This window comes from Streptomyces sp. NRRL WC-3626, assembly GCF_000718785.1.
Classification (GTDB): Bacteria; Actinomycetota; Actinomycetes; order Streptomycetales; family Streptomycetaceae; genus Streptomyces; species Streptomyces edwardsiae.
Window position 1 is genome coordinate 210,070 of record NZ_JOCA01000004.1, and the last position, 18,132, is coordinate 228,201.

An 18,132-nucleotide genomic window follows, 5' to 3' on the forward strand; every position below is an offset into this window, starting at 1 on the left:
TGTGAAGTCTCTTGATGTCGAGTCTCTTGACGTCGAGATGAATGGAGGTGAGGGTGGGTACCCGTCCACCGTCCGCCATCGGGGAGGCCCCATGTCCACCGCGACCCCCGCGTGGGATCCCGCCCAGTACCTGCGTCACGCCGGGCACCGCACCCGGCCCTTCACCGACCTGCTCGCCCGCGTACCGGACCTCCCGGGGGACCCGCCCCGGATCGCCGACCTCGGCTGCGGCGCCGGCAACGTCACGGCCCTGCTCGCCGAGCGCTGGCCCGCCGCCCGCGTCACCGGCTACGACAACTCGCCCGAGATGCTCGACCGGGCCCGCGCCGACCACGGGGGCGGCGGGCTCGACTTCGCCCACGCCGACGTCCGCACCTGGGCGCCGGACGGGGCGTACGGCCTGATCGTCAGCAACGCCACGCTGCAATGGGTACCGGGGCACGTGGAGCGGTTCCGTGACTGGGTGGACGGGCTCGCGCCCGGCGGTACGTTCGCCTTCCAGGTGCCCGGGAACTTCGGCGCCCCCAGTCACGTACTGATGCGCGAACTCGCCGGCTCCCCGCGCTGGCGGTCCCGGCTGGACGGGGTCCTGCGCCACGACGACGCCGTGCTCCGGCCGGAGGCCTATCTGGAGCGCTTGACCGCCCTCGGCTGCACGGTCGACGCGTGGGAGACGACGTACGTCCACCTGCTCACGGGGGTGGACCCGGTCCTCGACTGGGTCAAGGGCACCGGCCTGCGCCCCGTCCTGACGGCCCTGGCGGACGATCCCGAGGCCCGCGACGCGTTCGTCGACGGGTACCGGTCCGCCCTGCGAGCGGCCTATCCGACCGGCCCCCACGGCACCCCGTTCCCCTTCCGCCGCGTCTTCGCCGTCGCCGTCCGGGAGCAGTGATGCTCACCGCCGTCGACCATGTGCAGCTCGCCGCGCCACCCGGCTCCGAGGAGCGGCTGCGCGCGTACTACGTGGACGTCCTCGGCATGGCCGAGGTGCCGAAGCCCCCGGCCCTCGCGGCACGCGGCGGCTGCTGGTTCGAGGCCGGGACCGTCCGCCTCCACCTCGGCATCGAGGCGGACTTCCGCCCCGCGGGAAAGGCCCATCCGGGCCTGCTGGTCACCGGCATCGAGGCCTACGCGGCCCGCCTGACCGCTCTGGGCGCCCCGGTCGCCTGGGACACGGCCCTCCCGGATCGCAAACGCTTCTACTCAGAGGACCCGGCGGGCAACCGACTGGAGTTCCTGGAGCCCCGCTAGGACTTGCGGTGGCCTATCAGCCGCGGCTTCGGTTCCAGGCCGTCCAGGCCGTGCCAGGCCAGGTTGACCAGGTGGGCGGCCACCTCCGCCTTCTTCGGGCGGCGGACGTCCAGCCACCACTGACCCGTCAGGGCCACCATGCCGACGAGGGCCTGCGCGTACAGCGGGGCCAGCTTCGGGTCGAAGCCGCGGGACTTGAACTCGCGGCCCAGGATGTCCTCCACCTGGGTGGCGATGTCCGAGATCAGCGACGCGAAGGAGCCCGTCGACTGGGGGATCGGGGAGTCACGGACCAGGATGCGGAAACCGTCCGTGTACTCCTCGATGTAGTCGAGCAGCGCGAACGCCGCCTGCTCGCACAGCTCACGCGGGTGACCGGCCGTCAGCGAACTCGTCACCATGTCCAGGAGGCGCCGCATCTCACGGTCCACCACCACCGCGTACAGGCCCTCCTTGCCGCCGAAGTGCTCGTACACCACCGGCTTGGAGACCCCCGCCTTCGCCGCGATCTCCTCCACCGACGTGGCCTCGAAACCCTTCGCCGCGAACAGCGTGCGGCCGATCTCCAGCAACTGCTGCCGGCGCTCCGCACCGGTCATCCGGGTACGGCGGGTGCGCCGCGGTTTCTCGTTGCTCGGGGTGCTGCTGGAGTCGGTCGCCACGGCAACCATCATGCCGCCTCGACGCGTTCCTTCCCGCGCCGGGCGCCGCCTTCCGAGGTGTTACGGCGCGAATCGATACGCGAGCGTGACGGCCACCGCACGTCGTACGCCCAGCCCAGCTGCTCGAACCAGCGGATCAGCCGGGCCGAGGAGTCCAGCTGCCAGCGCTCCACACCGTGCCGCGCGGACGTCGGGTCGGCGTGGTGCAGGTTGTGCCAGGACTCACCGCACGACAGGACCGCCAGCCACCACACATTGCCCGAACGGTCCCGCGACTTGAACGGACGCTTGCCGACCGCGTGACAGATCGAGTTGATCGACCACGTCACATGGTGCAGCAGCGCCACCCGGACGAGGGACCCCCAGAAGAACCCGGTGAACGCGCCCCACCAGGACAGGGTCACCAGACCGCCGATCAGCGCGGGCAGCGCCAGCGACAGCGCCGTCCACAGGACGAACTGCCGGGAGATCGCCCGCAGCGCCCCGTCCTTGATCAGATCCGGCGCGTACTTCTCCTGTGAGGTCTGCTCCTCGTCGAACATCCAGCCGATGTGCGCCCACCACAGGCCCTTCATGAGCGCCGGGACCGTCTCCCCGTACCGCCACGGCGAATGCGGGTCGCCGTCCGCGTCGGAGAACTTGTGGTGCTTGCGGTGGTCCGCCACCCACCGCACCAGCGGCCCCTCGACCGCCATCGACCCGGCGACCGCCAGCGCGATCTTCAGCGGCCGCTTCGCCTTGAACGAGCCGTGCGTGAAGTGGCGGTGGAAGCCGATCGTGATGCCGTGGCAGCCGAGGTAGTAGAAGAACACCAGCAGCCCCAGGTCCAGCCAGCTCACCCCCCACCCCCAGACCAGTGGCACCGCCGCCACCAGCGCCAGGAACGGGACGATGATGAAGAGGAGCAGCGTGATCTGCTCGATGGAGCGCTTGCGCTCGCCGCCCAGCGTGGCGGAGGACGCGGTGTCGTCGGACCGGGGCTGCTTCGGGGCTTCATCGAGCACATCGGAGCGTGAGGTCATGCGTGTCCCCTGTGGGGTATGTGGAATGAGGGTGGGTGCCGGGCCGCCGGAAACGCACTGTATACCTACGCTTCCGTAACCTACGGCAACGTAAGTATGACAGTGCGTCGCCCGGCGGCAAGAGCCCGTGAGCCAGCGCGTCCGGGTCGACACCTATCCTTGAAGTCGGTCGGACAGCGCGGTCCGCTCTGATTTCTTCCCGGACGTCCGGCCCGTAAGCGGCGCACGCCGCGCGGACAGCCGTCCGGGTTCCCTCCCAGACGAGCTTCAACACCGCAAGGAGCCGCACCTGTGAGCAGTGCCGACGACCAGGCCGTATCCACGGCGACCACGAGCAGCGAGCTGCGTGCCGACATCCGCCGACTGGGTGACCTCCTGGGCGAGACCCTGGTACGGCAGGAGGGCCCGGAACTGCTCGACCTCGTCGAGAAGGTCCGCCGACTCACCCGAGAGGACGGCGAGGCCGCCGCCGAGCTGCTGCGGGGCACCGAACTGGAGACCGCGGCCAAGCTGGTCCGCGCCTTCTCCACCTACTTCCACCTCGCCAACGTCACCGAGCAGGTGCACCGCGGCCGTGAGCTGGGCGCCCGCCGCGCAGCCGAGGGCGGACTGCTCTCCCGCACCGCCGACCGCCTCAAGGACGCCGACCCCGAGCATCTGCGCGAGACCGTCCGGAACCTCAACATCCGGCCCGTGTTCACCGCGCACCCCACCGAGGCCGCCCGCCGCTCCGTCCTCAACAAGCTCCGCCGGATCGCAGCCCTCCTCGACACCCCGGTCATCGCCTCCGACCGGCGCCGCCTCGACACCCGGCTCGCCGAGAACATCGACCTCGTCTGGCAGACCGACGAACTGCGCGTGGTCCGCCCCGAGCCCGCCGACGAGGCCCGCAACGCCATCTACTACCTCGACGAACTCCACGCCGGCGCCGTCGGCGACGTACTGGAGGACCTCACCGCGGAACTGGAGCGCGTCGGCGTCCACCTCCCCGACGACACCCGCCCCCTCACCTTCGGCACCTGGATCGGCGGCGACCGCGACGGCAACCCCAACGTCACACCCCAGGTGACCTGGGACGTCCTCATCCTCCAGCACGAGCACGGCATCAACGACGCCCTGGAGATGATCGACGAACTGCGCGGCTTCCTCTCCAACTCCATCCGCTACGCGGGCGCCACCGACGAACTGCTCACCTCCCTGCGGGCCGACATCGAGGCCCTCCCCGAGATCAGCCCCCGCTACAAGCGCCTCAACGCCGAGGAGCCCTACCGGCTCAAGGCCACCTGCATCCGGCAGAAGCTGGAGAACACCAAGCTCCGCCTCGCCAAGGGCACCGCCCACGAGAGCGGCCGCGACTACCTCGGCACCGCCCAGCTCCTCGACGACCTGCGGATCGTCCAGGCCTCCCTGCGCGAACACCGCGGCGGCCTCTTCGCCGACGGCCGCCTCGCCCGTACGATCCGCACGCTCGCCGCCTTCGGCCTCCAGCTCGCCACCATGGACGTACGCGAACACGCCGACGCCCACCACCACGCCCTCGGCCAGCTGTTCGACCGGCTCGGCGAGGAGTCCTGGCGCTACGCGGACATGCCGCGCGAGTACCGGGCCAAGCTGCTCGCCAAGGAGCTCAGGTCACGCCGTCCGCTCGCCCCCACCCCGGCGCCCGTGGACGCCGCCGGGGAGAAGACCCTCGGTGTGTTCCAGACCGTCAAGCGGGCCCTGGAGGTCTTCGGACCCGAGGTGATCGAGTCGTACATCATCTCCATGTGCCAGGGCGCCGACGACGTCTTCGCCGCCACCGTCCTCGCCCGTGAGGCCGGACTCGTCGATCTGCACGCAGGCTGGGCGAAGATCGGCATCGTGCCCCTCCTGGAGACGACGGACGAGCTCAAGGCCGCCGACACCATCCTCGAGGACATGCTCGCCGACCCCTCCTACCGGCGCCTCGTCGCCCTGCGCGGCGACGTCCAGGAGGTCATGCTCGGCTACTCCGACTCCTCCAAGTTCGGCGGCATCACCACCAGCCAGTGGGAGATCCACCGCGCCCAGCGGCGGCTGCGCGACGTCGCCCACCGCTACGGCGTACGGCTGCGGCTCTTCCACGGCCGCGGCGGCACCGTCGGCCGCGGCGGCGGCCCCACCCACGACGCCATCCTGGCCCAGCCCTGGGGCACCCTCGAAGGCGAGATCAAGGTCACCGAGCAGGGCGAGGTCATCTCCGACAAGTACCTCATCCCGGCGCTCGCCCGCGAGAACCTCGAACTGTCCGTCGCCGCTACCCTCCAGGCGTCCGCCCTGCACACGGCGCCCCGCCAGTCCGTCGAGGCCCTCGCCCGCTGGGACGCCGCCATGGACGTCGTCTCCGACGCCGCCCACACGGCCTACCGGAAGCTCGTCGAGGACCCGGACCTGCCGACGTACTTCCTGGCCTCCACCCCCGTCGACCAGCTCGCCGACCTGCACCTGGGCTCGCGGCCCTCCCGCCGCCCCGGCTCCGGCGTCTCGCTCGACGGACTGCGCGCCATCCCGTGGGTGTTCGGCTGGACCCAGTCCCGGCAGATCGTCCCCGGCTGGTACGGCGTCGGCTCCGGCCTCAAGGCGCTGCGCGAGGCCGGCCTCGACACCGTGCTCGACGAGATGCACCAGCAGTGGCACTTCTTCCGCAACTTCGTCTCCAACGTCGAGATGACCCTCGCCAAGACGGACCTGCGCATCGCCCAGCACTACGTCGACACCCTCGTCCCCGACCACCTCAAGCACGTCTTCGACGCCATCAAGGCCGAGCACGAGCTCACCGTCGCCGAGGTGCTGCGCGTCACCGGCGAGAGTGAACTCCTCGACGCCGACCCGGTGCTGAAGCAGACGTTCACCATCCGTGACGCCTACCTGGACCCGATCTCCTACCTCCAGGTGGCCCTCCTCAAGCGCCAGCGCGACGCCGCCGAGGCCGAGGAGCAGCCCGACCCGCTGCTCGCCCGCGCCCTGCTGCTCACCGTCAACGGAGTCGCGGCCGGTCTGCGGAACACCGGCTGACGCCGCCGCCGACGACGAAGGGTGCCCCCGGCCTCGTACGGCCGGGGGCACCCTTCGTCATCTCGTACGGCCGCTCATGCGGCCACGAAAGCCGCCGTCAGCAGCGCCGCACCCGCCACCGCCATCACCCACGCCATCCGGGTCCGCAGCAGCCCCCCGGCCACCACGACCGACGCCAGCAGCAGCGCGCCGCCCAGCGGAACCCACGCGTACAGAATTCCGGCGGGACCCGAACGGACCGCGTCCGTACCGCCCGGCTTCAGCACCACCGTGTAGGTGCCGCCCTTCTCCACGGCCACCGAGTTCTCCAGCTCGACCTCCGGACGCGGCTGCGACCCAGGCGACAGCGGTGTGTACGGCCCCGTGCACGTCGTCGCGCCGCACGCCGTCACCGCCACCGTGCCGCGCTCGCGCCCCTTCGTCAGCATCGCGTGCTGCGCCGTACCCCACGACGCCCACACACCCGCGATCAGGATCAGCACGGCGACCGTGCCCATCGACGCGAACCTGCCGAACCGCAGGGCGGAGGAGCCACGGGAGGAGCGGGCAGCGCGAGACATGGCCGAGATCCTTGGCCATGACCTCGCGGTCGGTCAACTCCGGTGGGCGCGACACCGGACAAGCCCGCCCGTCACCCCGTCACGAGTTGTACGTCCCCTGCGCCCGCTCCAGCCCCTCGATCACCAGACACTCCACCGCGTCCGCCGCCCGGTCCACGAGGTAGTCCAGTTCCTTGCGCTCCGCCGACGAGAAGTCCTTCAGCACGAAGTCCGCCACCTGCATCCGCCCCGGCGGCCGCCCGATCCCGAACCGCGCCCGGTGGTACTCCCGCCCGAACGCCTGCGTCAGCGACTTCAGCCCGTTGTGACCGTTGTCCCCGCCGCCCAGCTTCAGCCGCAGCGTCCCGTAGTCGATGTCCAGCTCGTCATGGACCGCCACCACGTTCGCCGCAGGCACCTTGTAGAACTCCCGCAGCGCGTTCACCGGACCACCCGACAGATTCATGTACGACATCGGCTTCGCCAGGATCACCCGCCGATTGGCCGGCCCCGGCGGACCGATCCGCCCCTCCACGACCTGCGCCTGCGCCCGGCCCGCCCGCTTGAACCGGCCCCCGATCCGCTCCGCCAGCAGATCCGCCACCATGAACCCCACGTTGTGGCGGTTCATCGCGTACTCCGGCCCCGGATTCCCCAGCCCCACGATCAGCCAGGGACCCGCCGCACCGGCCGCCGCATCCGTCGTCACGTCCATGTCTCCTTTTCCCGCGCGCCTGTGTACGCGCCTTCATACACGTCGGCCGCTGCCCCGTACGGGAACAGCGGCCGACACGAAGGACGCCTCGGAACGAGGATCAGGCCTCGGCGGCCTCGTCCTCACCCTCGGGGGCCTCCTCCGCCTGCGCGGACAGCACCTGGATGACGACCGCGTCGTCCTCGACGGCCAGCTTGGTGCCCTTCGGCAGCGTGATGTCCTTCGCGAGGATGGCGGCACCGGCCTCCAGACCCGCGACGGAGACGGTCACGCCCTCCGGGATGTTCGTGGCCTCGGCCTCGACCGGCAGCGCGGACAGCACGTGCTCCAGCAGGTAACCGCCCGGGGCCAGCTCGCCCTCGGTCTGCACCGGGATCTCGACCTGGACGGTCTCGCCGCGCTTGACCTTCAGCAGGTCCACGTGCTCCAGGAAGCCCTTCAGCGGGTCGCGCTGGACGGCCTTCGGGATCGCCAGCTGGGTCTCCTTGCCGTCGATGAGCAGCTCGATCAGCACGTTCGGCGTACGCAGCGCCATCAGCAGCTCGTGGCCCGGCAGCGTCACGTGCAGCGGCTCGAGACCGTGCTCGTACACCACACCGGGAACGTTGCTGTCACGACGGATACGGCGCGCGGCACCCTTGCCGAACTCGGTGCGCGTCGCGGCGGAGATCTTCACCTCGGACATACTCACTCCTCGAAGTCAGAAACGGACGTGGTCACCCGGCCACGAACGGCCTGCTACGAAGAGCGCGTCGATAACGGACCGCCGTATCCGCCTTCGTGAAAGCGGAACGGCCTCCCTCGCCGAGCAACTGCGTCAGTTTACCCGGACCAGGAGGCCGTACCCAAAACGATCACCGTCGGACCCGGTGCAGAACCCTTACTGCACGAGGCCCGCCGCCCGTCGCCTACTGCTCGTCGAAGAGGCTCGTCACCGAGCCGTCCCGGAACACCTCACGCGCGGCACGCGCGATCGTCGGCGCGATCGACAGCACCTTGATCTTGTCCAGGGACTCGCTCAGCTCACTCGGCGTCGGCAGCGTGTTCGTGAACACGAACTCACTCACCCGCGAGTTCTTCAGCCGGTCCGCCGCCGGACCCGACAGCACACCGTGCGTCGCCGTCACGATGACGTCCTCCGCACCGTGCGCGAACAGCGCGTCCGCGGCGGCGCAGATCGTGCCACCCGTGTCGATCATGTCGTCGACCAGGACGCAGATACGGCCCTTCACATCACCGACGACCTCGTGCACCGTGACCTGGTTCGCCACGTCCTTGTCGCGCCGCTTGTGCACGATCGCCAGCGGCGCGCCCAGCCGGTCGCACCAGCGGTCCGCCACCCGCACACGGCCCGCGTCCGGGGACACCACCGTCAGCTTCGAACGGTCCACCTTCGCGCCCACGTAGTCCGCGAGCAGCGGCAGCGCGAAGAGGTGGTCGACGGGCCCGTCGAAGAAGCCCTGGATCTGGTCCGTGTGCAGATCCACCGCCAGCAGCCGGTCGGCGCCGGCCGTCTTCATCAGGTCCGCGATCAGACGCGCCGAGATCGGTTCACGCCCCCGGTGCTTCTTGTCCTGCCGCGCGTAACCGTAGAACGGCACGATGACCGTGATCGACCGGGCCGACGCGCGCTTCAGCGCGTCGATCATGATCAGTTGCTCCATGATCCACTTGTTGATCGGAGCGGTGTGGCTCTGGATCAGGAAACAGTCGGCCCCACGGGCCGACTCCTGATACCGCACATAGATCTCACCGTTGGCGAAATCGAAGGCCTTCGTCGGGACGACCCCCACATCCAGCTGTTGGGCGACCTCCTCGGCAAGCTCTGGGTGGGCGCGGCCGGAGAAGAACATCATCTTCTTCTCGCCGGTCGTCTTGATCCCGGTCACAGCACAATCTCCTCGGAGGTGTCGCAACTGATGGCGGTGCGGAAGTGCACTTATCACGGTACGCCCTGTTCGAGAGGGCGGAATCCGGTCAGCCTTCGCCGGCCGGCTCCCGGGCCGCCGCCTCCGCCGCCTTCGCGGCGGCACTCCCCGGACGCTTGCGCGCCACCCAGCCCTCGATATTCCGCTGCTGGCCGCGGGCCACGGCCAGCGATCCCGCCGGCACGTCCTTCGTGATCACCGATCCGGCGGCCGTGTAGGCACCGTCCCCGATGGTGACAGGCGCCACAAACATGTTGTCCGAACCCGTCTTGCAGTGCGACCCGACCGTCGTGTGATGTTTGTCCTGCCCGTCGTAATTGACGAACACGCTCGCCGCACCGATGTTCGAGAACTCGCCGATCGTCGCGTCCCCCACATACGACAGATGCGGAACCTTCGTCCCCTCACCGATCGACGCGTTCTTCGTCTCGACGTACGTCCCGATCTTCGCCTTGCGCGCCAGCCGCGAACCCGGACGCAGATACGCGTACGGCCCCACACTCGCCTCGGGGCCCACCTCGGAACCCACCGCGACCGTGTTGTCCACCCGCGCCCCCGCACCCACCAGGGTGTCCGTCAGCCGCGAGTTGGGCCCGACCTCGCACCCCTCACCGAGATGCGTCGCCCCGTGCAGCTGCGTCCCCGGATGAACGACGGCGTCCTGCTCGAACGTCACGGTGACGTCGACCCACGTGGTCGCCGGGTCGATCACGGTCACCCCGGACAGCATGGCCGCCGTCAGCAGCCGGTCGTTCAGGATCCGCCGCGCCTCGGAGAGCTGCACCCGGTTGTTGATCCCCGCGATCTCACGGTGATCCCCCGCCACCGACGCACCCACCCGGTGCCCCGCCTCACGCAGGATCCCGAGCACGTCCGTCAGATACTCCTCGCCCTGACTGTTGTCCGTCCGCACCTTCTTGAGCGCGTCCGCCAGCAACGCCCCGTCGAACGCGAACACACCCGAGTTGATCTCCCGGATCGCCCGCTGCGTCTCGGACGCGTCCTTGTGCTCCACGATCGCCGTGACCGCACCGCTGTCGTCCCGCACGATCCGCCCGTACCCGGTCGCGTCCGGCACCTCGGCCGTCAGCACCGTCACCGCGTTGCCGTCGGCGGAGTGCGTGGCCGACAGCCGCCGCAGCGTCTCGCCCGTCAGCAGCGGGGTGTCACCGCACACGACGACGACGGTCCCCTCGACGCGGCCGCCCAGCTCCTCCAGGCCCATCCGTACGGCATGCCCCGTGCCGTTCTGCTCCGCCTGCACGGCGGTCCGCACCTCGGGGGCGACCCCCGCGAGATGCTCGGTCACTTTCTCGCGCGCGTGCCCCACGACGACGACCAGCCGCTCCGGCTGGAGCTCACCGGCCGCGGCGAGCACATGACCCACCAGGGAACGGCCACAGATGTCGTGCAGGACCTTCGGTGTGGCCGACTTCATACGGGTGCCCTCACCCGCTGCGAGAACGACGACGGCTGCCGGGCGGCTGGTGCTCACGGGATGCCCTTCGGCTGTGATGGGGGTGGGGGTGACATCCGCAGGATACCGGGGCGGTTCAGGGCGGATATGAGACCGGGTCCTGACCGTGGTGACCGGTCAGGACCCGAACGCACGTGATGTGTGCTGTGAGCTCCCGGAGAAGGATTCGAACCCTCATTCAACGGACCAAAACCGTTTGTCCTACCCTTAGACGATCCGGGAATATGTACGCACTATGTCCGATTTGCTTGATCGGCTTCGCGCGATGCCTCCACTATGCCGTACCACGAGCCTTCGATGCGACGGTACAACTCGGCACTCTTCAGGACTTTGATGACCAGGCAGCCCCGGTAGGACGCGCCAACATTCTTTCGGACTGTCTTGGGGTTGTGCGTCTTCAGGGCCGTTTTGTTGAAGGCGGATTGATCTGCCTCGACGAGTTCGGCCCAGTAGCGCTCGGCGCCCGCCACGTCCGCGCTTTCGTGGATCATGACGGTGAAGCGGAGGCGCTTCCGCTCCACCCCGAGCAGGTCGAGCCAGGCCAGGTAAACCCGGATCATGTCTGGGTCACTGTTGACGAAGGTGACGTTCTCGCGGCGGTCGTACGGCTTGTCCTTGCTGCCTTCCGCCCAGTACAAGCCCACGCCCACCAGGAAGAGCTCGCGGGCCGACAGGTTTCCGATGGCCTGCTTGGCCTCTTCCTTGGTGCGCTGCCGCTCTTCCTCTCGGACGCGCAGCTTCGCTTCCCAGCCCCGGCGGGCGATGGCTGCGGCTTCCTCGGGAGTGCGCTTGCGCTCCGGCTTCGGTAGATCCCGCACCCACAGAGACACCGAGCTCCGGGAGCAGCCCAGTTCGGCCTCGATCTGGTCGTAGGTCCACCCCTGGAGGCGTAGTTCCCGGGCCTTGGCCTTGAGGTCGTCCTTGGCTCGCGGGCGCTTCGTCCAGGCCGGCGGTGGCTCTCCCTTCACCAACTGGTTGAGGATGTCGTTGTTGTAGATCTTCAGTTCGTCGCGGATCGCCCGAAGGCTGTAGCCCGCTCGTCGCAGGGCGACCGCCTGATCCCGCAGGCCTTCGAAGTCGGCGTACTTGCCTGGTGCGTGTGTCACCTGCATACCGTCCGGGCGGAATGGCATGTTCCACACTCGAACGGTGACCGATTCAGTAGTTCGAGGGATTTTGGGGGGTATCGCTGTTGAACGGTTGTGCTGTGTGGTGTGGTGCGGTCGTGCGAAGTTGCCGGATAAGGGGTGGCGTGCGCCCGTAGGCTGGACGCATGACCGCGACGGGGGAAGAGCTGGTGGCGGCCCGGGGAGGGCCGTGGTGGTGGGAGCGGCGGCGCAGCGCCGTGTTCGATGCGGGGCTGGCGGTGGTGTCCGCGCTGGAGTGCGGGTTCGAGGGGGTCGAGTTCGCGCGGGAGGCGGGAGTCCCGGAGGCTGTCGGCGTCGTCTTCGGGGTGCTGGCCGGGTCCGTGCTGCTGGTGCGGCGGCAGTGGCCGATCGCGGTGGTGCTGGTCGCGATCGCGGTCACGCCGGCGGCGATGGGTTTCCTGATGGGGATCGTCGGGCTGTATTCGCTGGCGGCGTCCGAGGTGCCGCGGCGGATCATCGCGTCGCTGGCCGGCATGCAGTCGGTGGGTGTGCTGATCGTGATGTTCGTGCGGATGCGGCAGAACCTGGCGCGCGGGGAACTGGACGTCGGGGACTGGATCGTGCCGTTCGCGTCGATCACGATGGCGATCGGGGTGACGGCGCCGCCGTTGCTGCTGGGCCTGTACGTGGGGGCGCGGCGGCGGTTGATGGAGAGTCTGCGGGAGCGTGCGGACAGTCTGGAGCGGGAGCTTCAGCTGCTCGCGGAGCGGGCCGAGGAGCGTGCGGAGTGGGCGCGGGGCGAGGAGCGGACGCGGATCGCGCGTGAGATGCACGACGTGGTGGCGCACCGGGTGAGTCTGATGGTGGTGCACGCGGCGGCGTTGCAGGCGGTGGCGCGGAAGGACCCCGAGAAGGCCGTGAAGAACGCCGCTCTGGTGGGGGACATGGGGCGGCAGGCGTTGACGGAGCTGCGGGAGATGCTCGGGGTGCTGCGTTCCGGTGGGGACGGGGCGGTGCGGCGGGAGCGGGCGTCGGTGCCGCTGGCGGCGGTGGGGGCCGCGGCGGCGGCAGCGGCGTCGCGGGCGGTGGAGGAGGCGGAGGGGCCGTCTCTGGCGGAGATCGAGGAGCTGGTGGGGCAGTCGGCGGCCGCGGGGATGGTCGTCGATCTGTCGGTGGAGGGGGAGTCGCGGTCGTATGCGCGGGTGGTGGAGTCGACGGCGTTCCGGGTGGTGCAGGAGGCGCTGACGAACGTGCACAAGCACGCGGCGGGTGCGAAGACGTATGTGCGTCTGGCGCATCGGGTGTCGGAGATCGCGATGCAGGTGGAGAACGAGCCGGCGCCGGAGGCGGGGTCGTCGGCGGGGCTGCCGTCCGGGGGGAACGGGCTGGTGGGGATGAAGGAGCGGGTGTCGGCGCTGGGCGGGGTGTTCGTGTCGGGGCCGACGGACGCCGGGGGCTTTCGCGTGTCGGCGGTGATTCCGGCGTCGTAGCCCGCTGTTCGCGCGGTCAGCCGGCGGTGAGGCGTGCGGGCCGGATGCCGGAGACGAGGGTGGCGAGGGCGTGGTCGATGTCGGGGCCGAGGTACCAGTCGCCGGTGTGGTCGAGGGCGTAGGCGCGGCCCTGGGCGTCGATGGCGAGGAGTGCGCGGGTGTCGGTTTCGGCGCCGAGGGGGCAGACGTCGGTGTCGAGGGCGCGGCCGAGGTCGGCGAGGGTGCGGGCCATGTGGAGGCCGTGGAGGGGGTCGAGGTCGAGGGTGGCGGGGGCGATCTGCCGTCCGGGGCCCTTCGGGTGGATGCGGAGTCCGCCGAACTCGGCCCAGGCTTCGACGGCGGCGGGGAAGACCGAGTGGCGGTGGCCTGCGGGTGAGGTGTGGTCGCGCAGGGTGTCGGCCCAGATCTCCGCCTGCTTGATGTCCCAGCGTCCTGGTTGCCAGCCGGCGGTGCGCAGGGCGGCGTCCACGGGGACGGCGAAGCGGGTGGAGGAGGTGCGGTCGGTGTGCATCTGCTCTTCGTTCGTCGAGGTCGTGGGGGGCGGGGCCGGGGGTCAGCCGTCGGTGGCGGGGTCGACCGTACGGACGCCGAAGTGGGCGGTGAGGGCGGTGCAGGCGCGGCAGGGGGCGGCGTAGGCGCCGTGGAGGGGGTCGCCGTCCTCGCGGATGCGGCGGGTGGTGAGTTTGGCCTGCTTGAGGGCTTTGCGTGCTTCGCCGTTGGTCATGGGCTTGCGGGCGGCGCGTTTGCTGCGGGCCTCGTCGGCGGTGGTGAGGTGCCGGGAGATGAGGATCGTTTCGGCGCAGCGGCCGGTGAAGCGGTCGCGCTGGTCGCTGGTCAGGGTGTCGAGGAAGTCCTGGACGAGCGGGTGGAGGGCGGGGGGTGTGTCGCCGCGGGCGGCGGTGCAGGTGAGGGTGGCGCCGCGGACGGAGAGGGCGGCGGCGATGGTGGGGAGGATGCCGTCGCGGCGGTGGTGGAGGGCGGGGGCGTGGCCCTCGGCGTCGGTGGCGCTCCAGCCGACGCGGGGGTCGCCTGAGGGGCCGTTGTGCGGCCCTGTCTGCGTCGCGTTCATGATCGTCATCCCCTCCCGAGCATCCCCCCGGAGGTCACAGAGTGCCAAATCGCGCGGCTGATGTGGTAGCTGGGGCGGGGCGACACGCCCGGGTTTGGGCGGGCTGTCACGGGAGGGTGACGGCTGGTCACGGAACCGGAGGGGTGGATGACCGGTGCCGGTGACCGGTGGGGTCGTACCGCATAGGCTGTCGGCACCGCGATCCGTGCGGTGATCCGCGTGCCTGTGCGCGCGGGCGCCGCGGGGGCCGGGGCGTCAAGAAGTCGAGACAGACGTGACAGTCGAACACGTTCCGTAACCGTCCGAAGGCGGGCGGTGGGGGACGTACAGAGTGCCGCAGGGGGCAACCGCCATGACGACAGGTCGGCTCGGGCAAGCCGCGCCGCCGAACGCGGCCTACGCCGGGCAGGTCGTGCACTTCCCGGATCCGGTGCGGGCGGCCCGTCACCCGAGAGGGGTACGGGTGGACGAGCGCGGCTATCCCGATTTCTCGCCCTACGCGCGTGCGGCGGCCGAGGTCGCGGAGCCGCCGGAGGGTTTCGGTGTCGACGAGCTGCGGCTGACGGACTATGTGTCGGCGAACGCGGCGCTGTCGGCCAGTGGCCACGAACTGTGGGACACGGTGCCGGCGGTGGCGACGCCGCACGGCTGGACGTGGCACCACGTGGTGGGGTCGCGGCGGCTGGAACTGGTGCCGGTCGAGGTGAAGGCGCTGCTGCGGCATCACGGCGGTGTGGCGACCTCGGTGGTGGACCACGACAAGCGGGGCACGCGGCCGTTGCAGGAGACGCGGCCGGCGCATTTCGGGCTGCCGAAGTCGGGCGCGGCGGTGACGGAGGCGCAGGTGCTGGGTGTCGAGGAGGATCTCGGCTACCGGCTGCCCGGCGCGTACCGCTCGTTCCTGAAGGCCGCGGGCGGCTGCGCCCCGGTGGGGACGGCGCTGGACGCGGAGCTGGGTCTGCTGGTGGACCAGCCGTTCTTCACGGTGCGGGACGAGGCGGCGGTCAATGACCTCGTGTACGTCAACAAGTGCCTGCGGGACCATCTGACCAAGGACTATCTGTGCGTGTCGTTCGTGCAGGGCGGTCTGCTGGCGGTGAAGGTGCGCGGCGAGCGGCAGGGTTCGGTGTGGTTCTGCGGGTACGACGACGCGCGGGACGTGGATCCGTCGTGGCCGCCGGCCGAGCGGGTGGAGCGGCTGCTGCTGTCGTGCGGCGACGACTTCGATGTGTTCCTGTCCCGGCTGGCGGGGTCTCCGCCGGAGCTGGAGACGGTGGCGAATCTGATGGTGGACGGTGGGTTCGCGCGTGCCGTTCCGGTTTCTTCCGGGGAGTGAGCTTCGGCGATGGTGACGTTCGCACAGGCGCAGGAGCGCGCTGAGGAGTGGGTCAACGGGGACGTTCCGTCGTACCAGCACCGTGAGGTGCGGGTACGGGAGTTCGGCCTCGGGTTCGTGGTGTGGGCGGAGGACCGTGCGGACGGTCCGCGTTCGGACGGTGGCGCGCAGCGGCTGGTGATCGCCCGCGACAGTGGTGAGGCGACGCTGTGGCCGGGGCTGCCGGTGGGTGAGGTGATCCGCCGGTACGAGGAGGAGTACGGCCGTGCCGACACGGCGCCCGAGCCGGCGGCGGCGCCCGCGGCGCGGGTGGATCTGAATCAGACGTCGTTCCTGTTGAGCCCGCCGGAGTGGCTGCAGGAGGCCGCGGACCGGCTGGGGATCCCGGATCGGCGGGGTGAGACGTCGGGGGCGGGTGTGCCGTCCGAGACCTCCGGTCCGGGCGCGGACGGTGCGGCTTCGGCCCCGCCCGCGGCTCCGGCGGGTTCCGACGCGCCGGGGTCCGGGAGCGGTGCCGCGTGGCCCGCCGCCGGGGGTTCCCAGGCCGGCGCGCCGGTGGGGGCGACCCCGTGGGCGGGTACGGACACCAACGCCGACGCGGGTGAGGACCGTTCCGTGCCGCTGCCGCAGACGGTGTTCGCGCAGCAGCTGAGCGAGGCGGGGGACGACACTCCGCCGCCGCCCCCGCCGGCCGTGCCGGAGGCGAAGACGGCGCTGATCGCGGGCGGCAGCCAACTGCCGCCGACGGCACTCTCGCCGGCGCTCGGCACTCCGGGTGCGCCGCAGGGCGCGCCGGGTACGCCGCCGGCCGGTCCGGGTGCGCCGGAGCGGCCGCTCGCGGCCAACGCCGGGGACATCGCGGACGCCGCGACCAGCAAGGCGACTCCGCCGCCGAGGCGCGGCACGGGTGCGTCGACTCCGCCCCCGCCGAGTGCTCCCGGTGCTCCGGGGGCGCGTCCGGGCGGTACGCCGCCGCCGTCCGCTCCGGCGGGCGGGTATGTGCCGACGCAGATGGTGTCGTCGCTGGGTCCGGAGGGGCCGGGGGCTCCGACGCCTCCGCCGGGGGCTCCGACGCCTCCGCCGGGGGCTCCTACGCCTCCGCCGGGTACTCCTACGCCGCCGCCCGGCGGGGTTCATCACGCGGCGACGATGTTCGCCGATCCGTCGGGTACGGGACCGGGTGCGCCCGGTGCTCCGCAGCCCTCTGGGCCTCCTGGTGCGCCCGGCGCCCCGCTTCCTCCCGGTCCGCCCGGGGTTCCCGGCGCGCCCGGTGCGCCGCAGCCCCCCGCGCCGCCCGCCGCGCCCGGTACGGCCGGCGGCCGTGGCCCCGTGCATCACGCGGAGACCGTGCTGGCCGCGCCCTCGGTGGGCGGTCCCGGTACGCCTCCGCCGCCGGCGCCGCCCGGAATGCCCGCCGGCGCTCCGCCGATGCCGCCCGGCGGGATGCCTCCGGGCACGCCCCCGCCCGGTATGCCCCTGCCGGGGCAGCCGCCGGCGTACGGCTATCCGCAGCCGCCCGCCGGTCAGCCGACCGTCGGCCCCGGCTACCAGGCCGTGCTGCGCTACCGCGCGCAGGACGGCAGCGAGCAGCAGCTGATCCGGCGTTCCGCGCCGGGCACGCCGCACCCGGAGTGGCAGATCTTCCACGAGCTGCGCGCCATGAACGTGCCGCCCGGCCAGGTGCTGGAGCTGCACACCGAGCTGGAGTCGTGCGAGCTGCCGGGTGCCTACTGTGCGCGGATGATCCGCGAGCAGTGGCCGCAGGCACGGATCACGAGCATCGCCCCGTACGGCACGGATCATGCGAGCCGGCAGCAGGGGATGCGGCAACTCATCGCCCATCAGGGTGAGTTGCACCAGGTCGCGGACGGTCCCGCGCGTCCGGCGCCGGTGCGTGCGCCGATTCCGCCGGTGCCGCCCGTACCGCCGGTGCCGCCGGAGGCGATCGCGCAGGAGCTGGCGGCGGCGTTCGGACCGGGTGTGTTCCGGTTCGAGCAGGCGGCGGTGTCCCGGCAGGGTGTGCCGCCGGTGGTGGCGCACACGCTGGTGGCGGCCGGTCTGCCGATGGACATGGGCCCCTTCTTCTGGGCGCAGGCCCAGCCGGGCCGTCCGGTGCCGACGCTGGCGGAGCTGGCGGCCGAGCGCGGTGTGCAGCCGGCCTCGGACGCCGGGTCGTACCTGGTGATGGGCAGCGACTTCGGCAAGGCGATCTGTGTGCAGTACGGCACGGCGAACATCGTCGCGGTGCCGGTGGAGGCCGGGCCGGGCGGTGCGCCGGTGCCGCCGCAGTTCGTGAACACCGGGCTGCCGGAGTTCGCGCGCTGTCTCGCGCTGCTGGGCCGGATGTGGCGGCTGCGGTTCGGGCTGAACCAGGAGCAGGCGGGCCGCTGGACCGTCGACTTCCAGGCGCAGCTGGCGGCGCTGGACCCGGCGGCGCTGGGTTCGCCGGAGAGCTGGTGGTCGGTGCTGCTGGAGCAGATGTGGGACGGGCTGCTGTGACCCGTCGGCGCTGAGCGCCA

The 18,132-nt window shown here is 71.1% G+C and carries 16 protein-coding genes and 1 tRNA gene; 6 read left to right on the forward strand and 11 right to left on the reverse strand.

All coding sequences use genetic code 11. The features are described 5' to 3' along the window. The first annotated feature begins 91 nt into the window (after positions 1 to 91). Positions 92 to 895, forward strand: coding sequence for a trans-aconitate 2-methyltransferase (locus IF28_RS0108695; RefSeq protein WP_030216260.1), 804 nt, complete (start codon positions 92 to 94; stop codon positions 893 to 895). Next, the gene (locus tag IF28_RS0108700) at positions 895 to 1,254 is read left to right on the forward strand and encodes a VOC family protein (RefSeq protein WP_030216261.1); all 360 of its coding nucleotides are present in this window, start codon (positions 895 to 897) and stop codon (positions 1,252 to 1,254) included. The genes IF28_RS0108695 and IF28_RS0108700 overlap by 1 nt, the downstream gene beginning before the upstream one ends. Here IF28_RS0108700 and IF28_RS0108705 read toward each other — a convergent pair. Together IF28_RS0108705 and IF28_RS0108710 are read right to left on the reverse strand one after the other, a co-directional pair. Further along, a complete protein-coding gene (locus IF28_RS0108705; RefSeq protein WP_030216263.1) occupies positions 1,251 to 1,928 on the reverse strand; it encodes a TetR/AcrR family transcriptional regulator in 678 nt (225 codons plus the stop codon). The two genes, IF28_RS0108700 and IF28_RS0108705, sit on opposite strands and share 4 nt — an antisense overlap. Next, on the reverse strand, positions 1,925 to 2,938 hold the full coding sequence (locus IF28_RS0108710) for an acyl-CoA desaturase (protein ID WP_030216265.1): 1,014 nt from the start codon (positions 2,936 to 2,938) through the stop codon (positions 1,925 to 1,927). The genes IF28_RS0108705 and IF28_RS0108710 overlap by 4 nt, the downstream gene beginning before the upstream one ends. Before the next feature lie 291 nt (positions 2,939 to 3,229). On the opposite strand from IF28_RS0108710, the gene ppc reads away from it, so the two are divergent. Further along, a complete protein-coding gene (ppc, locus tag IF28_RS0108715) occupies positions 3,230 to 5,971 on the forward strand; it encodes a phosphoenolpyruvate carboxylase (protein WP_030216266.1) in 2,742 nt (913 codons plus the stop codon). A gap of 74 nt (positions 5,972 to 6,045) precedes the next feature. Here the strand turns inward: ppc and IF28_RS0108720 are convergent, their stop codons facing one another. The 7 genes from IF28_RS0108720 to IF28_RS39410 all read right to left on the reverse strand — a co-directional run bounded on the left by IF28_RS0108720 (position 6,046) and on the right by IF28_RS39410 (position 11,742). Beyond that, positions 6,046 to 6,531, reverse strand: coding sequence for a hypothetical protein (locus IF28_RS0108720; protein ID WP_030216268.1), 486 nt, complete (start codon positions 6,529 to 6,531; stop codon positions 6,046 to 6,048). 79 nt (positions 6,532 to 6,610) lie between these two features. Further along, positions 6,611 to 7,225, reverse strand: coding sequence for an aminoacyl-tRNA hydrolase (pth, locus tag IF28_RS0108725; protein ID WP_030216269.1), 615 nt, complete (start codon positions 7,223 to 7,225; stop codon positions 6,611 to 6,613). 100 nt (positions 7,226 to 7,325) lie between these two features. Beyond that, entirely contained in the window at positions 7,326 to 7,910 is a 585-nt protein-coding gene (locus IF28_RS0108730; RefSeq protein WP_030216270.1) for a 50S ribosomal protein L25/general stress protein Ctc, read from the reverse strand. Positions 7,911 to 8,133: 223 nt separating this feature from the next. Further along, complete coding sequence (locus IF28_RS0108735) at positions 8,134 to 9,114, reverse strand: ribose-phosphate diphosphokinase (protein WP_030216271.1); 981 nt, start codon at positions 9,112 to 9,114, stop codon at positions 8,134 to 8,136. Between the two features lie 88 nt (positions 9,115 to 9,202). Then, entirely contained in the window at positions 9,203 to 10,648 is a 1,446-nt protein-coding gene (glmU, locus tag IF28_RS0108740; RefSeq protein WP_078620959.1) for a bifunctional UDP-N-acetylglucosamine diphosphorylase/glucosamine-1-phosphate N-acetyltransferase GlmU, read from the reverse strand. Positions 10,649 to 10,781: 133 nt separating this feature from the next. Beyond that, positions 10,782 to 10,852 (reverse strand) — tRNA-Gln (locus IF28_RS0108745). A gap of 11 nt (positions 10,853 to 10,863) precedes the next feature. Further along, a complete protein-coding gene (locus IF28_RS39410) occupies positions 10,864 to 11,742 on the reverse strand; it encodes a hypothetical protein (RefSeq protein ID WP_030216273.1) in 879 nt (292 codons plus the stop codon). Between the two features lie 161 nt (positions 11,743 to 11,903). Here IF28_RS39410 and IF28_RS0108755 point away from each other — a divergent pair, with 161 nt between their 5' ends. Continuing rightward, positions 11,904 to 13,208 (forward strand): sensor histidine kinase, encoded by a 1,305-nt coding sequence (locus tag IF28_RS0108755; protein WP_030216274.1) that lies wholly within the window; start codon positions 11,904 to 11,906, stop codon positions 13,206 to 13,208. Positions 13,209 to 13,224: 16 nt separating this feature from the next. Here the strand turns inward: IF28_RS0108755 and IF28_RS0108760 are convergent, their stop codons facing one another. Both IF28_RS0108760 and IF28_RS0108765 read right to left on the reverse strand, forming a co-directional pair. Beyond that, positions 13,225 to 13,719: an SUKH-3 domain-containing protein gene (locus IF28_RS0108760; protein WP_030216275.1), complete on the reverse strand. Its 495-nt coding sequence runs from the start codon at positions 13,717 to 13,719 to the stop codon at positions 13,225 to 13,227. 42 nt (positions 13,720 to 13,761) lie between these two features. Next, on the reverse strand, positions 13,762 to 14,286 hold the full coding sequence (locus IF28_RS0108765; RefSeq protein ID WP_030216276.1) for a YwqJ-related putative deaminase: 525 nt from the start codon (positions 14,284 to 14,286) through the stop codon (positions 13,762 to 13,764). Positions 14,287 to 14,629: 343 nt separating this feature from the next. On the opposite strand from IF28_RS0108765, the gene IF28_RS0108770 reads away from it, so the two are divergent. Both IF28_RS0108770 and IF28_RS37605 read left to right on the forward strand, forming a co-directional pair. Next, positions 14,630 to 15,613 (forward strand): SMI1/KNR4 family protein, encoded by a 984-nt coding sequence (locus IF28_RS0108770; RefSeq protein ID WP_030216277.1) that lies wholly within the window; start codon positions 14,630 to 14,632, stop codon positions 15,611 to 15,613. 9 nt (positions 15,614 to 15,622) lie between these two features. Next, complete coding sequence (locus IF28_RS37605; protein ID WP_078620961.1) at positions 15,623 to 18,112, forward strand: SUKH-4 family immunity protein; 2,490 nt, start codon at positions 15,623 to 15,625, stop codon at positions 18,110 to 18,112. The last annotated feature ends 20 nt before the right edge of the window (positions 18,113 to 18,132 follow it).

Coding starts and splice junctions, on each gene's coding strand:
- IF28_RS37605 (WP_078620961.1), top strand. CDS start 15,623: ATGGTGACGTTCGCACAGGCGCAGGAGCGCGCTGAGGAGTGGGTCAAC.
- IF28_RS0108770 (WP_030216277.1), top strand. CDS start 14,630: ATGACGACAGGTCGGCTCGGGCAAGCCGCGCCGCCGAACGCGGCCTAC.
- IF28_RS0108695 (WP_030216260.1), top strand. CDS start 92: ATGTCCACCGCGACCCCCGCGTGGGATCCCGCCCAGTACCTGCGTCAC.
- IF28_RS0108755 (WP_030216274.1), top strand. CDS start 11,904: ATGACCGCGACGGGGGAAGAGCTGGTGGCGGCCCGGGGAGGGCCGTGG.
- IF28_RS39410 (WP_030216273.1), bottom strand. CDS start 11,742: ATGCAGGTGACACACGCACCAGGCAAGTACGCCGACTTCGAAGGCCTG.
- IF28_RS0108730 (WP_030216270.1), bottom strand. CDS start 7,910: ATGTCCGAGGTGAAGATCTCCGCCGCGACGCGCACCGAGTTCGGCAAG.
- IF28_RS0108705 (WP_030216263.1), bottom strand. CDS start 1,928: ATGATGGTTGCCGTGGCGACCGACTCCAGCAGCACCCCGAGCAACGAG.
- IF28_RS0108710 (WP_030216265.1), bottom strand. CDS start 2,938: ATGACCTCACGCTCCGATGTGCTCGATGAAGCCCCGAAGCAGCCCCGG.
- pth (WP_030216269.1), bottom strand. CDS start 7,225: ATGGACGTGACGACGGATGCGGCGGCCGGTGCGGCGGGTCCCTGGCTG.
- IF28_RS0108765 (WP_030216276.1), bottom strand. CDS start 14,286: ATGACGATCATGAACGCGACGCAGACAGGGCCGCACAACGGCCCCTCA.
- IF28_RS0108760 (WP_030216275.1), bottom strand. CDS start 13,719: ATGCACACCGACCGCACCTCCTCCACCCGCTTCGCCGTCCCCGTGGAC.
- IF28_RS0108700 (WP_030216261.1), top strand. CDS start 895: ATGCTCACCGCCGTCGACCATGTGCAGCTCGCCGCGCCACCCGGCTCC.
- IF28_RS0108720 (WP_030216268.1), bottom strand. CDS start 6,531: ATGTCTCGCGCTGCCCGCTCCTCCCGTGGCTCCTCCGCCCTGCGGTTC.